Raw genomic sequence first — 14,854 nt, 5'->3', positions numbered from 1 at the left:
TATGGATACTATAGAAGATTTAAATAAAGAAAATATACCAGATCATTTAGCCATTATTATGGATGGTAATGGCAGATGGGCAAAGCAAAAAGGTAAACTACGTATTTTTGGCCATGAAAATGGAGTAAAAACTGTACGTAAAGTGGTAGAAAATTGTGCTAAATTGGGCGTGGGCTACTTAACATTGTATACTTTTTCTACAGAAAATTGGAATAGGCCTAAGTTAGAAGTAGATACGCTTATGCGTATTTTGGTGTCTTCATTAAAGAAAGAAGTTAAAACTCTTAACAAAAATAACATAAAACTTAATGCAATAGGCAACTTAAGTTTATTGCCAGCAAAAGCAGGTGAAGAGCTGAAGAATGTTGTGTCAAAAACCTCGGCAAACACTGGTATGACACTAACATTGGCACTAAGCTATGGTTCTAGGGATGAGATTAGAACAGCTGTTCAGGAAATTAGTATCAAAGTTAAAAATAATATAATTTCTCCCGAAAATATTGATGAAATCATTATTAATAACCATCTTTACACGCAAAATTTACCAGACGTAGATTTACTTATAAGAACTAGCGGTGAACACCGTATAAGTAATTTTTTACTTTGGCAAATAGCGTATGCAGAGCTGTACTTTACAGATGTTCTTTGGCCAGACTTTAAAGAACATCATTTAGTAGACGCAATTAAAAATTATCAGAACAGAGAACGAAGATTTGGAAAAACTAGCGAACAACTCAACTAACACAACCAAAAGAACCATTACTTTTGGTTCTATTATTACCATCCTTTTTCTTTTTACTAACCTTATTGCTTATGGGCAAGAAGCATCTTATGAAGATGGTAAAAAGTATATTTTAGGTGGCTTAAAAATTACAGGCGTAAAAAGCTACAATGAGCAAACTGTAATAACGTTTACCGGTCTTAGGGTTGGACAACCAATTACACTTCCAGGAGAAGAAATTAGTGCTGTAATTAATAAGCTATGGGCTTTAGAGCTTTTTAGTGATATTAATTTTTATATTACAGATATTAAAGGAGAAGAAGTTTTTTTAGAACTTAATATAGTAGAGCGTCCTACGCTTACAGATGTTACTGTTTACGGAGTTAAAAAACGTAAAGTAGCAGATATAATAAATGACACAGACCTTAAGAAAGGCAAGAAAATAACACAAAGTCTTATTAATAACACAGAGAATTACTTGAAAAATAAGTACAAAAAACAAGGGTACTTAAACACTAAAGTAAACATTGCTACTGCTGTAGATACATCAGAAACCAATGCTCAAAAAATGGTTATTAATATTAAAAAAGGTGAAAAAGTAAAAATTAGTGACATTACTTTTGATGGTAATGAAGAAATGTCTGCAAAAAAATTACGTAAAGCACTTAAAAAGACCAAGAAAAAGAAATTTTATCGTTTTTGGAAAAAATCTAAATACATAGAGGAAGACTATAAAAATGACTTAACAACATTAATAGAAAAGTATGCAGAAAGTGGTTACAGAGATGCAAGAGTAATTTCTGATACTATTACTAATGTTAACGAAAATAATATTAAAATTAATATTAAGGTAGAAGAAGGTAATAAGTACTACTTTGGAGATATAGATTTTGTTGGTAACACCGTTTATCCAGATGCTATTTTAAGTAGAGCTTTAGGTATTAAAAAAGGAGATACTTATAATGGTGTTTTACTTAAGGAGAGAATTTCTGATAATACAAAACCAGATCCAAATGACCTAAGTAGCCTGTATCAAAACAATGGATATATGTTTTCTACAATTAACCCAGTAGAGGTTTCTGCAGAAAATGATACTATTAATTTTGAAATAAGAATTATAGAAGGGAAAGAAACGTTTTTAGATCATGTAACAGTTACAGGAAATGATAAAACTAATGACCACGTAATTTTTAGAGAATTAAGAACAAGACCTGGTCAAAAATATAACAAAGCAGATATAATTAGAAGTATTAGAGAGTTAGGAGCTCTTGGTTATTTTGATGCAGAAAGTATTAAGCCAGATGTTCTTAACCCTAACCCAGATGCTGGTACTGTAGATATTAACTATAGTGTTTTAGAAGCTGGCTCTAGTCAAATAGAATTACAAGGTGGCTACGGTGGCGGTGGTTTTATTGGTACGTTAGGGTTGTCATTTAGTAACTTTTCATTAAAAAATATTTTTAATAAAGATGCTTATGTTCCTGTGCCAATGGGAGACGGACAAACATTTTCTATAAGATTGCAAGCAAGTAGAACTTACAGAGTGTATAGTTTTAATTTCTCTGAACCTTGGTTGGGAGGTAAAAAACCTGTACAATTTAATATGTCTTTATCTAGAACCCAACAATTTGCTTATGACTACCAGGAAAATGAAGTAGATAAAAAGAGACAGTTTTCAATATCTAGTATTTCTGTAGGTTTAGCAAAAAGATTAAAGTGGCCAGATGACTTTTTTGTTGCATCACACTCTTTAGCATATCAATTGTATGACTTTAAGGATTACAATATAGGTTTGTTTAATTTTGGTAACGGTTCTGCAAATGCATTTTCTTACACATTTGGTTTGTCTAGAGAATCTTTAGCAGGTGGTAAAATATTTCCACGTGGAGGATCTAGTTTCCAGTTTAAATTTAAAGCAACACCACCTTATTCATTATTTTCAGATAAAGATTACAAAGGGTTAAAAGAGGAAAGTGATGAGTTGCAAGAGGCGCGTACTACAAGAAATTTAACAGCTTATGAGCAAACTCGTTTAGAAGAAATTGAGGAAGATAGATTTAAGTGGTTAGAATTTTATAAAGCTAGTTTTAAAGGAGATTGGTATACAACTTTAACAGGAGATTTAGTTTTACGTTCTAATGCAGAGTTTGGTTTCTTGGGTAATTATAATAATGATATAGGTAATGTTCCTTTTGAACGTTATTTTGTTGGAGGTGATGGTTTAGGTAACTTTACTTTAGACGGAAGAGAAACAATACAATTAAGAGGATATGAAAACCAATCTTTAACGCCGGTAATTGAAAGTACTAACGAACAAGAAGGTGGTGTGGTTTACAATAAATTCTCTATGGAACTTAGATATCCTATAACATTAAAGCCTTCTGCATCTATTTATGCACTAGGATTTTTAGAAGGAGGTAACTCTTTCAGCAATTTTACTGAATTTAATCCGTTTGAAATAAAACGATCGGCCGGAGTAGGGTTGCGCATATTTATGCCAGCTTTTGGTCTATTGGGAATTGACTTTGGTTATGGGTTTGACAAGGATAACTTGCCAACCTCTACTGAACCAAGTGGATGGCAAACACACTTCATCATTGGTCAGCAGTTTTAATTACAAAGAATATTTCTAATTTACCATATGTTAATAAGCTTGTTTTTAGGTAATTAATATTTTTGGCACGATATTTTCTATGTATTAAAACGATAAACAAAATGAAAACAAAAGTTCTTTTAATTTTAACTACGTTGCTATTGTCAACTAGTATTTTTGCCCAAAGGGGAGTTAGGGTAGCCTATGTAGATATGGAATACATTTTAGAAAATGTAGAAGAATACAGAGAGGCTACAGAGCAACTAGCAAGTAAAGTTGAAAAATGGAAACTAGAAATAGAAGGTGAGAAGAAGCAGATTTATGATATGAGGCAAACCTTACTTGCTGAAAAAGTTTTATTAACTAATGAGTTAATTGAAGAGCGAGAAGAGGAAATTGCTTTGTTAGAAAAAGAAATGCTACAATACCAACAAGACAGGTTTGGTCCTCAAGGAGATTTGGTAATGCAAAAATTAAGATTGGTGCAGCCAATACAAGATCAAGTTTTTAGTGAGGTGCAAAAGATAGGAAAGAATAAAAATTACGATTTTATTTTTGATAAATCTGCAGATGTTGTAATGTTGTATGCAGAGAAAAGAAATGACATTAGTGAGTTGGTGCTTAGAGCAATTTCTAGAACCAGAAAAATTAGTGCCCCTAAAAAAAGTGCTAGAAGTAGGTTTGAAGATGAAGAGGAAGAGAAGCCAATTACAGAAGCTTTAAGAATTAGACAAGAGCAAGCTAAAGAAGCAGATGCGGCAAGAGCAAAAAGTGCAGAAGAAAAGAGGGCAGAACAATTAAAATTAAGAGAAGAACGTAAAAAGGCTTACGAGGCTAGAAGAAAAAAGTTATTAGAAGAAAAAGCAGCTAAACAGAAGAAAACCAAAGAAGAAAAAGACGATAATTAATAAAAGTCTATACACTAAAATTAACTAAATACTTAAATTAACATTCAATTACTATTATGAAACATTTAAAGAAAATAGCAGTAGCATTTGTATTATTTGTAGCTACAACAGCATTTGTAAACGCACAGTCTAAAGTTGCGCATATTAATGTACAACAGTTGTTACAAGAGATGCCTGCAATGAAGCAAGCTGATGCAGAATTAAAAAAATTAAATGAAACTCTAGGTGCAGATATACAAGCAAGTATGACAGAAGCTAGAAATAAGGCTACACAGTACCAAAATGAAGCGGCTTCTAAAACTGCAGAAGAGAATGCTAAAAGAGAGCAAGAAATAATGACTTACCAAAAAACAATTCAAACTGCACAACAAGCTGCACAACAAGAATTGCAAAAAAAGCAACAAGAGTTGTTAGCTCCAATACAGGAGTCTGCAATGAAAGCTATAGAAAAAGTAGCAGCTGCTCAAGGTTATGATTACGTTATTGATGCTAGCCCTGGTGCTGGTGTTCTTGTAGCAAAAGGTAAAGATCTTTTAGCTGACGTTAAAAAAGAATTAAACTTCTAATAAACCATATTAGTTTATTACAAAGGCTGTGCTATTTGCACAGCCTTTTTTGTTTCTTTGTGGTATATTTAGTTTTTAAAAAATTATAGTTTGTAATGCAAAACAATCCTATTGGTGTTTTTGACTCAGGAGTTGGTGGTACTTCTATTTGGAAAGAAATTCATAAATTACTTCCTTTAGAAAATACAATTTATTTAGCTGATAGTGCTAATGCACCCTACGGGAAAAAGTCACCAGAAGACATTTTAAGGCTTAGTATAAAAAACACAGAGCTTTTACTACAACACAACTGTAAAATAATTGTGGTAGCTTGTAATACTGCTACAACTAATGCAATTACGTATTTAAGAGAAACTTACACTAATGTTTCGTTCATAGGTATAGAGCCAGCTATAAAACCTGCTGTATTGCAGTCTAATTCTAAAACTGTAGGTGTTTTGGCTACAAAAGGAACATTGTCTAGTAGTTTGTTTCATAGTACTGTTAAAAACCACGCAGAAGGCATTAAAATAATAGAGAAAGAAGGAGAGGGGTTGGTTCCTTTAATAGAATCTGGAAAGGCTACTTCTGTAGAGGCAAAAGATTTATTAAAAACATTTTTGGAGCCTATGCTAGAGCAAAATATAGATTACCTTGTTTTGGGTTGTACTCATTACCCTTATTTAATACCTGTGTTAAAAGAATTATTGCCTGCACATGTTAATATTATTGATTCTGGAGAGGCTGTTGCGAGGCAAACAAAAGCTATTCTAGAAAGAGAAAATTTGTTAAATAGAGATAATGTAGCCTCTTCATATAAATTTTACACAAATGCAGATGTGTTTATTCTAAGATCTTTTTTAAAGGGTGCTAAAGCTGCTGTAAATGTTGCGTATTTAGATTTTTAAAATCTATTTAGCATTTGCGTACATATGTTAAATATGTAAAATCTAATTTGTGTTTTTCATCTTTTGGGTGGTATTCTTCAAAAACCACTTCCCAATTTTCTTTATTTAGTTCAGGAAAAAATGTGTCGGCGTCAAAAGTCGCGTGTACCCTTGTAAGTTCTATTTTTTGCGTGTACTCTAAAGCTAGCTTGTAAATTTCTCCGCCGCCAATTATAAACACTGTTTCTTCTTGTTGGGTGGCCTTTAACGCGTCCTCTAAAGAGTGTACAACCACACAATTGCTATAATTAATAGTGTAGTTTTTGTCTCTTGTAATAACTATATGCTTTCTGTTAGGGAGGGGTTTGGGGAAGCTCTCAAAAGTTTTTCTGCCCATAACAATTGGGTTGCCTGTAGTGATTTTTTTAAAACGTTTAAAGTCATCTGGCAAGTGCCAAAGCAAATCATTGTCTTTTCCTAAGGCATTGTTTTCTGCCGCAGCAGCAATAGCAATTATTTTTTGCACAACTTGTAATTTAGATAATTATATAGCTACCTTTCCTTTAATGTGTGGGTGTGGATCATAACCTTCTAATGTAAAATCATCAAAAGTAAAATCAAAAATATTTTTCACATCAGGATTAATAATCATTTTAGGTAAAGCCCTTGGTTCTCTACTTAATTGTAATTCTACTTGCTCTAAATGATTGTTGTATATGTGTGCGTCTCCAAATGTATGAATAAAGTCTCCTGCTTCATAACCGCAAACTTGTGCCATCATCATTGTAAATAAGGCATAAGAAGCAATATTAAAAGGGACTCCTAAAAAAATATCTGCGCTTCTTTGGTATAACTGACATGATAATTTACCATCTGCCACATAAAATTGAAAAAATGCGTGACAAGGTGGTAGTGCTGCTTTACCATTTGCTACATTTTCAGAGAAAGAAACAGAGGTGTCTGGTAAAACACTAGGATTCCAAGCTGTAACTAGCATTCTTCTGCTGTTAGGATTGTTTTTTAGTGTTTCAATTACTTCTTTAATTTGATCAATATCTTCACTATTCCAATTACGCCATTGGTGCCCGTAAACAGGACCTAAATCTCCGTTTTCATCTGCCCATTCATTCCAAATACGAACTCCGTTTTCTTGTAGGTAAGCAATATTTGTATCGCCCTTTAAAAACCATAGTAATTCGTGAATGATAGATTTTAAATGCAGTTTTTTTGTGGTAACCATAGGAAAGCCTTTGCTAAGGTCAAATCGCATTTGGTATCCAAAAACACTTATTGTTCCGGTGCCTGTACGGTCTCCTTTTTGGTTACCTGTTTCTTGTACGTGTTTAAGTAAGTCGTGATATTGTTTCATTTTAAAGCAGTATCTTTCTTCTGTTTGGTGTAAACAGAAATTGTTTAGTCTTATGTAAAAATAAGTAATAGCTTAATAAGTTTTAGATAATGATTTAATCATATATACAAAACTTATTAACTGGGTTGTAAATTTATGGTGTTTTAGCTTAGTGTTAGCCTAATATCATACCTGCAATAGTAGCAGACATTAAAGATGCTATTGTACCACCAATTAATGCCTTCATACCAAATTCTGACAATACTTTTCTTTGTCCAGGAGCTAAAGACCCAATGCCACCAATTTGTATGCCAATTGAGGCGAAGTTAGCAAAGCCACAAAGCATATAGGTAGCCATTAAAATAGACTTATTGTAGGTGAAATGTGTTACATTTGCAGCATTTTTTAATTCTGCTAATTGTATATAACCAACAAATTCACTTGCTGCTAGTTTAATACCTAATAATTGCCCCATGAGGGTCATATCTTCTGCTGGCACACCAATTAACCACATTAATGGGGCAAAAAGATATCCTAAAATAAACTCTAAAGACAATTGATCATAAGCCGTATTATTTGCTATAATTTCATTTAAAGTAGTTAATTTTCCTACTAAACCTAAACCACCGTTTATCATTGCGATTACAGCCACAAAAACCAATAACATTGCACCAACATTTACAGCTAATCGTAAGCCCTCCGTTGTTCCATTTGCAATTGCATCTAATATGTTAGTTCCAATTTTGTCTTGCGAAACCGTAACATCTTTATTTACTTCTTCTGTTTGCGGATATAAAATTTTAGAAATTACAATTGCGCCAGGTGCTGCCATTACAGAGGCGGCTAATAAATGTTTTGCAAAAACCAATTCTAATTCTTTATCCCCGCCACCCAAAAAGCCTATGTAAGCAGCTAATACTGCTCCGGCAACTGTTGCCATTCCACCAATCATTACTAAAAGCATTTCAGATTTATTCATCTTTTCTAAATATGCTTTAATTAATAATGGTGCTTCTGTTTGTCCTAAGAAAATATTACCTGCAACAGATAAACTTTCCATCCCAGAAATACCTAAGAACTTAGATAATACAATTGCTAAAATTTTAACCATCCATTGTATTATTCCTAAATAAAATAACAATGATGTTAATGCTGAGAAAAAGATGATAGTTGGTAAAACTTGAAATGCAAATATGTACCCAAATGTATCCATATCTGCGATTAAACCATCAAATAAAAACTTACTTCCGGCTTTGGTATATTCTAAAATTTCAATAAAAAGCTTACCAACCAATTCAAATGCTTTCTGAATAAAAGATACTTTTAAAACGCCAATGGCAATAATTAATTGTAATGCTAAACCAATACCAACCGTCTTCCAATTAATAGCCTTGCGGTTTGAACTAAATAAAAAGGCTATTAGTATTAAAACAGCCATACCTAAAAGTCCTCTTAATAAACTGCTAACGGAAAATCCTGCATTGTCTATAATAGGCTTTATGGTGTTACTGTCTGTTGTAGTTTGTATGGTTTCTACAGCTGCTTGTGCAGGTGTAGAATCTTGTGCTATAGATGGAAATATAACAAAAAAAGCAAATAGGAAAATCCAGTAACTTTTTTTCATAATAAATTTTGTGTAAGTGTTATTTTCTTTTTGAGATTTCATCTCGTAGTTTAGCAGCCTTTTCATAATCTTCATTGGCTACTGCTTTGTTAAGTTCTTCATGTAGCTCACTTAAATTTAATTCTCTGTAAGCATCAGAAGGGTTAGATTCTATTTCTACAGTTTCACCTTCTTGTAGAATTTCATCAACCATTATACTATCATCTTTGTCTTTGTCTTCATCCTCTTCTTTAGATGAAAATTTTAAGAAAATACCAGCTTTATCCAGAATGGTTTTGTAGGTAAATATAGGTGCGTCAAAACGAAGTGCTAATGCAATAGCATCACTAGTTCTGGCGTCAATAATTTCTTCTACCATATCTCTTTCACAAATAATACTAGAATAAAATACGCCGTCTACTAACTTGTGTATAATTACTTGTTTAATAACAATGGCAAATCTATCTGCAAAATTTTTAAAAAGATCGTGGGTTAGTGGTCTTGGTGGCTTAATTTCTTTTTCTAGTGCAATAGCAATAGATTGTGCTTCAAAAGCACCAATAACAATAGGTAGTTTTCTGTCGCCCTCTACTTCATTAAGTATAAGTGCGTAGGCGCCATTTTGCGTTTGGCTATAAGAAATTCCTTTTATTTTTAATCGTACTAAACTCATATAAACTTTTAAAATTACTAAGGGCTGTTTAAATAAAAGGGTTTACCTTGTATTTAAACAGCCCTTTAGTATGGGCACAATTTATAAAAAATTAAGCGTTTTGGGCTTTAAATTCTTTTAATTTTTCGATTAAGGTAGGAACCACCTCAAAAGCGTCACCAACAATACCGTAATCTGCAGCCTTAAAGAAAGGTGCTTCTGGGTCTGTATTTATAACTACTTTTACTTTAGAAGCGCTAATACCTGCTAAGTGTTGTATTGCCCCAGAAATACCAATGGCAATGTATAAATTACTAGCAACTGGTTTACCTGTTTGGCCTACGTGTTCACTGTGAGGTCTCCATCCTAAATCTGATACTGGTTTAGAACAAGCTGTTGCAGCGCCAAGAACGTCTGCTAACTCTTCAATCATTCCCCAGTTTTCTGGACCTTTTAATCCTCTACCGCCAGATACTACCACATCTGCATCTGCAATTGTAGCTTTACCAACAACTTTGTCTATTTCTATAGATTTTGTAGAAAAGTCTGCATCTGTAATTGCAGGAGAAAAATCTTCTACACTTGCAGAAATCGTATTTTCTTTAGCTCCAAAAGCATTATTAGATACACCTATAACTTTAACATCTGTGTCTATAGTTGTGTGTGCAAAACCTTTGTTGCTAAATACTGTTCTTTTTACTTTTAAAGGAGAAGTACTTTCTGGTGCTTCTACCACATTTGGTGCGTATCCAGCTTTTAATTTAGCAGCTACAATAGGAGCTAAAAATTTGCTATCTGTACTAGATCCAATAATAACAACCTTAGCTGTTTCTTTCTCTGCTGCTTCTGTTAATGCGTGTGCATATGCTTTTGCATTAAAAGTTTTTAGAGAGTCATTACTAACATTTAACACTTTAGTAACGCCATAGTTACCTAGGGTTTCATTGTTATCTGCGTTAAAAGACACAGCGGTAACAGTTGTACCTAATTGTTGTGCTACTGCGTAAGCGTAAGAAGCTACTTCAAAAGCACTCTTTTTAAATTTTCCGTTTTCTGATTCTGTATATACTAAAACTGACATAATTAGATTGCTTTTGCTTCGTTATGTAATAGGTTAATTAACTCGTCTATATTATCTGCATCAACTAATTTAACAGCACCTTTAGCTGCAGGCTTATCAAAACTTACATCATTTGTAGCGCTAGTTGCATCAGTTGGTTCTACTACTGTTAAAGCTTTTTTACGAGCCATCATTATACCTCTCATATTAGGTATTCTTAAATCGCTTTCTTCAACTAAACCTTTTTGGCCTCCGATAACTAAAGGTAATGAAGTGCTTATTTTTTCTTTACCACCATCTATTTCTCTAGTAGCGGTAACAGTATCACCATCAATCTCTAAACCAGTACAAGTATTTACAAAGTTCATATCTAATAAGGTAGCAATCATACCTGGTACCATACCACCGTTGTAGTCAATAGACTCACGACCAGCAATTACTAGGTCGTAACTTCCGTTTTTAATTACTTCGGCTAATTGTTGTGCTACAAAAAAACCATCAGTAGGTTCTGCGTTAACACGTATTGCTTCATCAGCACCAATTGCTAATGCTTTTCTTATTGTAGGTTCTGTTGTTGCGGTACCAACGTTCACAACATGTACAGTTGCTCCTTGTTTTTCTTTAAACCACATTGCTCTTGTAAGACCAAATTCATCATTTGGATTAATTACAAATTGTACACCGTTTGTATCAAACTTAGTATCTCCTTCTGTAAAGTTAATTTTAGAAGTAGTGTCTGGTACGTTACTTATGCAGACTAATATTTTCATCTTTTATCAATTTTATAATAACTTGGCTAAGATACCAATAAAATTTGTAATTTACTATGCATGCATAATAAATTTTATCGTTTTTTTGCCAGTATGTTAACTGTAATTGAAAGATTATTTCCTATTTTTGCTAGCGTTTTTATCGATTATAATAATTTATTCCACATAAATGAAAACATTACAGTTTAGAGAGGCTATTGCTGAGGCTATGTCTGAAGAGATGCGAAAAGATGAATCTATCTATTTGATGGGTGAAGAAGTAGCTGAGTATAATGGTGCTTACAAAGCATCTAAAGGTATGTTAGATGAATTTGGTGCTAAAAGAGTAATAGATACTCCAATTTCTGAATTAGGCTTTGCTGGTATTGCTATTGGTTCTGCAATGAACGGAAATAGACCTATAGTTGAGTTTATGACATTTAACTTTTCTTTGGTTGGTATAGACCAGATTATTAATAATGCTGCAAAAATTAGACAAATGTCTGGTGGGCAATTTAATTGTCCTATTGTTTTTCGTGGTCCTACTGCTTCTGCAGGTCAGTTAGCAGCAACACACTCACAAGCTTTTGAGAGCTGGTTTGCAAACTGTCCTGGTTTAAAAGTTGTTGTGCCATCTAATCCTATGGATGCAAAAGGCTTATTAAAAGCTGCTATACAAGATGATGATCCTGTAATTTTTATGGAGTCAGAACAAATGTATGGAGATAAAGGAGAAGTGCCAGAAGGAGAATACACATTGCCTTTAGGTGTTGCAGATATTAAAAGAGAAGGTACAGATGTTACTATAGTATCTTTTGGTAAAATTATAAAAGAAGCTTACACTGCTGCAGATGAGTTGGCAAAAGAAGGTATTAGCTGTGAAATTATAGATTTAAGAACTGTTAAGCCTTTAGATTACGATGCAGTTTTAAAATCAGTTAAAAAAACAAATAGATTAGTAGTGTTAGAAGAAGCTTGGCCTTTTGGTAATGTTGCTACAGAGATTACATATCACATACAGTCTAATGCGTTTGATTATTTAGATGCTCCTGTAGAAAGAATTAATACTGCAGATACACCTGCACCTTACTCTCCTGTTTTATTAGAAGAGTGGTTGCCTAATCACCAAGATGTTGTTAAGGCAGTAAAAAAGGTATTGTATAAATAAAATTTTAGTTTTGCTAAAGAACTAAAGCTTTGTCTATTATGGCAAGGCTTTTTTTCTTTTTTTAAAACTATAGATAGTATAGGTTGCTTTTAAGAATTAGTTATGATAAAAAAATTCTTTTTTGTTCTATTTTGTTTTGTTAGTGTTTTAAATTTTGCACAGACAAAAGTAAGTGGTGTTGTTTTAGATGAATTTGGGGAACCAGTTGCATTTGCCAATGTATTGTTTAAAAACTCTACTGAAGGAACCATTACTAATGATGATGGTCGCTTTTATATGGAGTCAGACAATAACCATTCGGTTTTGCAAATATCTTTTGTAGGTTATGAAACTTTAGATATACCGCTTACAGCAAAAGTTACCTATAAAATAGAAGCTGTTTTAAAAGAGTCTGGAGAGCAGTTAGATGAAGTAGTTATTTTTTCGGGAAAACTTTCTAAAAAAAATAATCCTGCCATAGATATTCTTAAAAAAATATGGGCTAAAAAAAGGGAAAATGGCTTGCGTAAATACAAGCAGTATGAGTATGATAAGTATGAAAAAGTAGAGTTTGACCTTAATACCATAGACAGTGCACTAATTAAAAGTAAAATGTTTAGGGGGTTAGAGTTTGTTTTTGATGATTTAGATACCTCTAGAGTAACTGGTAAAACATATTTACCTATTTTTTTAAATGAAACTTTTCATAAAGTTAATGGCGATAATGTTTTAGGAGTAAAAAAAGAAAAATTACAAGGGAGTAAAAACTCTGGTTTTTCTAACAACCAAGCTATAACAGCTTTTGTAGAAGATTTATATTCAGACTATGATATTTACAACAACTATTTAAAGTTTTTTGATAAAAGTTTTACTAGTCCGCTTTCTAAAACAGGTGTAGATGTATACAATTATGCCTTGGCAGACAGCGCTTTTATAGACAACAAATGGTGCTACAATATTATTTATTACCCTAGAAGAAAAAACGAACTTACCTTTAAAGGGGATTTTTGGGTAAACGATTCTACCTACGCTATTAAAAAAATTAATCTAGAGGTTACAAAAAGTGCCAATATTAACTGGGTTAAAGAAATTTACATAGAACAGGAGTTTGATGTGGTTAACGATTCTGTTTTTCTATTAAAGAGAGATTATATGTTAAGTGATTTTAGTCTTAACAAAAAAGAAAGCTCTAAAGGTATTTATGGTAAACGTACTACAATTTACAATAATTATAAATTTGATATTCCTAAGGACAAAAAATTCTATAAACAAAGCGTAGATGAATACAGTCCGGAAGCGTTTAGTAGAGATGATACTTTTTGGACAAAAAATAGACTAGAGCGTTTAAATAAAGATGAAAAAGGGGTTTATGAGCTTTTAGATACTTTAAAAACTGTACCTAAGTTTAAAAGTTACTACAATATTGTAAGTATTTTAGGTTCTGGTTATGTAGAAATAGATAAGTGGAATTTAGATATAGGAGACGTGTACAGTGTTTTTGGTTATAATGATGCAGAAGGCGTTCGTGTAAGAGCAGGCGCACGTACTTATTTTGGACAAAATGATCCTTGGCGTGTAGAAGGTTATTTGGCCTATGGTTTTGATGATGATAAAGTAAAACACGGTATTTCTGCTAAGTGGTTGGTAGATAAAAAAAGTAGACTAATAATTTCTGGAGGACACAGGCAAGATATAGAACAACTAGGGCTTAGTTTAACAGCTACCAATGATGTGTTGGGTAGAAGTATTGCCTCCTCATCTGTATTTACTGTAGGTTCTAATGATAGATTAACAAATATAGATTTATCTGCCTTTAGTATAGAGGTAGAACCCGTTAATAATTTAAGACTACGCGTTGGTAACTCATACAGGAAGCTAAGTTCTGCTTTGCCAAATGCGTTTAGTTTAGATTATGTAGATGCAGAGTCTCCAACAGGGATCTCGTCACAAATTAAGCAGTTAGAATTTACTACAACATTAATTTATACGCCAGGTAAACGTACAATTGGTTACGGAGTAGAACGTAAAAACATAAATGACGAGTATAGTACCCTGCTATTTAATTATTCTAAAGGATTTAAAGGTCCAATGGATAGTGATTTTGATTATGATAAGGTTCAGTTTTCTTACGGCCAACCATGGCAAATTGGTGGTTTTGGTAGGTTGTATAGTACTGTAGAAATTGGCAAAACATTTGGTGAGGTACCTTTAGGTTTGCTTAATGTAATACCAGGTAACCAAACATTATTTTCTATCTACAACACATTTCCTAACCTAGATTTTTATGAATTTGTAACAGATACGTACGCATCTGTGCATTTAGAACATAATTTTAATGGTAGGCTGTTTTCTCGTATACCATTTATGAGAAAGCTTAATTTAAGAGAAATTGTAGGCTTAAGAGGTGTTTGGGGAGAACTTTCATCAGAAAATATAGCTTTAAATGCACCAACCAATATTCCATTAATGGCACCGTCAGACCAGATGTACTGGGAATATTCTTTTGGAATAGGCAATATTTTTAAAATATTACGCGTTGACTTTAACTTTAGAGGAAACTATTTTGATAATCCAAATGCAAGACCTTTTAGTGTAACAGGTTCTTTTGGGTTTAATTTTTAATATAATGCTATCATTAATT

Annotated in this window: 13 protein-coding genes; 7 read left to right on the top strand and 6 right to left on the bottom strand. The window is 32.8% G+C overall.

Annotation, left to right across the window (positions count from 1 at the left end; genetic code table 11):
• Nucleotide 1: 1 nt before the first annotated feature.
• From JM80_RS00770 to murI, 5 genes are all read left to right on the top strand, one after another.
• Complete coding sequence (locus JM80_RS00770) at nucleotides 2-742, top strand: isoprenyl transferase (RefSeq protein WP_144708926.1); 741 nt, start codon at nucleotides 2-4, stop codon at nucleotides 740-742.
• A complete protein-coding gene (locus JM80_RS00765; protein ID WP_144708924.1) occupies nucleotides 714-3,335 on the top strand; it encodes an outer membrane protein assembly factor in 2,622 nt (873 codons plus the stop codon). Before JM80_RS00770 ends, JM80_RS00765 begins: the two co-directional genes overlap by 29 nt.
• 101 nt (nucleotides 3,336-3,436) lie before the next feature.
• Nucleotides 3,437-4,222 (top strand): OmpH family outer membrane protein, encoded by a 786-nt coding sequence (locus JM80_RS00760; RefSeq protein ID WP_013621514.1) that lies wholly within the window; start codon nucleotides 3,437-3,439, stop codon nucleotides 4,220-4,222.
• Between the two features lie 56 nt (nucleotides 4,223-4,278).
• On the top strand, nucleotides 4,279-4,788 hold the full coding sequence (locus JM80_RS00755; RefSeq protein WP_013621515.1) for an OmpH family outer membrane protein: 510 nt from the start codon (nucleotides 4,279-4,281) through the stop codon (nucleotides 4,786-4,788).
• Between the two features lie 95 nt (nucleotides 4,789-4,883).
• Nucleotides 4,884-5,675, top strand: coding sequence for a glutamate racemase (gene murI / locus JM80_RS00750; RefSeq protein WP_144708922.1), 792 nt, complete (start codon nucleotides 4,884-4,886; stop codon nucleotides 5,673-5,675).
• Between the two features lie 7 nt (nucleotides 5,676-5,682).
• Here the strand turns inward: murI and JM80_RS00745 are convergent, their stop codons facing one another.
• The 6 genes from JM80_RS00745 to JM80_RS00720 form a co-directional block, all read right to left on the bottom strand.
• Entirely contained in the window at nucleotides 5,683-6,180 is a 498-nt protein-coding gene (locus JM80_RS00745) for a dihydrofolate reductase (protein ID WP_013621517.1), read from the bottom strand.
• An 18-nt stretch (nucleotides 6,181-6,198) separates the two neighbouring features.
• The gene (locus JM80_RS00740; RefSeq protein ID WP_013621518.1) at nucleotides 6,199-7,023 is read right to left on the bottom strand and encodes a thymidylate synthase; all 825 of its coding nucleotides are present in this window, start codon (nucleotides 7,021-7,023) and stop codon (nucleotides 6,199-6,201) included.
• A gap of 154 nt (nucleotides 7,024-7,177) precedes the next feature.
• Nucleotides 7,178-8,626 (bottom strand): NupC/NupG family nucleoside CNT transporter, encoded by a 1,449-nt coding sequence (locus JM80_RS00735; RefSeq protein WP_186439778.1) that lies wholly within the window; start codon nucleotides 8,624-8,626, stop codon nucleotides 7,178-7,180.
• 19 nt (nucleotides 8,627-8,645) lie between these two features.
• Nucleotides 8,646-9,278 carry a bifunctional nuclease family protein gene (locus JM80_RS00730; protein ID WP_013621520.1) on the bottom strand — a complete coding sequence of 211 codons (633 nt, stop codon included), beginning with the start codon at nucleotides 9,276-9,278 and terminating at the stop codon, nucleotides 8,646-8,648.
• Nucleotides 9,279-9,369: 91 nt separating this feature from the next.
• Entirely contained in the window at nucleotides 9,370-10,338 is a 969-nt protein-coding gene (locus JM80_RS00725) for an electron transfer flavoprotein subunit alpha/FixB family protein (protein ID WP_144708919.1), read from the bottom strand.
• 2 nt (nucleotides 10,339-10,340) lie between these two features.
• A complete protein-coding gene (locus tag JM80_RS00720; RefSeq protein ID WP_013621522.1) occupies nucleotides 10,341-11,087 on the bottom strand; it encodes an electron transfer flavoprotein subunit beta/FixA family protein in 747 nt (248 codons plus the stop codon).
• Nucleotides 11,088-11,256: 169 nt separating this feature from the next.
• Between JM80_RS00720 and JM80_RS00715 the strand changes: the two genes are divergently transcribed.
• Together JM80_RS00715 and JM80_RS00710 are read left to right on the top strand one after the other, a co-directional pair.
• Complete coding sequence (locus JM80_RS00715; RefSeq protein WP_034643077.1) at nucleotides 11,257-12,234, top strand: pyruvate dehydrogenase complex E1 component subunit beta; 978 nt, start codon at nucleotides 11,257-11,259, stop codon at nucleotides 12,232-12,234.
• 102 nt (nucleotides 12,235-12,336) lie between these two features.
• Entirely contained in the window at nucleotides 12,337-14,835 is a 2,499-nt protein-coding gene (locus tag JM80_RS00710; protein ID WP_144708916.1) for a DUF5686 family protein, read from the top strand.
• The last annotated feature ends 19 nt before the right edge of the window (nucleotides 14,836-14,854 follow it).

The organism is Cellulophaga sp. RHA_52 (assembly GCF_007827205.1).
GTDB classification, from domain to species: domain Bacteria; phylum Bacteroidota; class Bacteroidia; order Flavobacteriales; family Flavobacteriaceae; genus Cellulophaga; species Cellulophaga lytica.
Note: the sequence above shows the minus strand (reverse complement) of the source record. Positions and strands in the feature narration are given on the sequence as shown.

What these genes read in the sequence shown, in the direction of transcription:
- JM80_RS00770 (WP_144708926.1), top strand. Translation starts at nt 2, where the DNA reads ATGGATACTATAGAAGATTTAAATAAAGAAAATATACCAGATCATTTA.
- JM80_RS00760 (WP_013621514.1), top strand. Translation starts at nt 3,437, where the DNA reads ATGAAAACAAAAGTTCTTTTAATTTTAACTACGTTGCTATTGTCAACT.
- JM80_RS00755 (WP_013621515.1), top strand. Translation starts at nt 4,279, where the DNA reads ATGAAACATTTAAAGAAAATAGCAGTAGCATTTGTATTATTTGTAGCT.
- murI (WP_144708922.1), top strand. Translation starts at nt 4,884, where the DNA reads ATGCAAAACAATCCTATTGGTGTTTTTGACTCAGGAGTTGGTGGTACT.
- JM80_RS00740 (WP_013621518.1), bottom strand. Translation starts at nt 7,023, where the DNA reads ATGAAACAATATCACGACTTACTTAAACACGTACAAGAAACAGGTAAC.
- JM80_RS00735 (WP_186439778.1), bottom strand. Translation starts at nt 8,626, where the DNA reads ATGAAAAAAAGTTACTGGATTTTCCTATTTGCTTTTTTTGTTATATTT.
- JM80_RS00730 (WP_013621520.1), bottom strand. Translation starts at nt 9,278, where the DNA reads ATGAGTTTAGTACGATTAAAAATAAAAGGAATTTCTTATAGCCAAACG.
- JM80_RS00725 (WP_144708919.1), bottom strand. Translation starts at nt 10,338, where the DNA reads ATGTCAGTTTTAGTATATACAGAATCAGAAAACGGAAAATTTAAAAAG.
- JM80_RS00720 (WP_013621522.1), bottom strand. Translation starts at nt 11,087, where the DNA reads ATGAAAATATTAGTCTGCATAAGTAACGTACCAGACACTACTTCTAAA.
- JM80_RS00715 (WP_034643077.1), top strand. Translation starts at nt 11,257, where the DNA reads ATGAAAACATTACAGTTTAGAGAGGCTATTGCTGAGGCTATGTCTGAA.
- JM80_RS00710 (WP_144708916.1), top strand. Translation starts at nt 12,337, where the DNA reads ATGATAAAAAAATTCTTTTTTGTTCTATTTTGTTTTGTTAGTGTTTTA.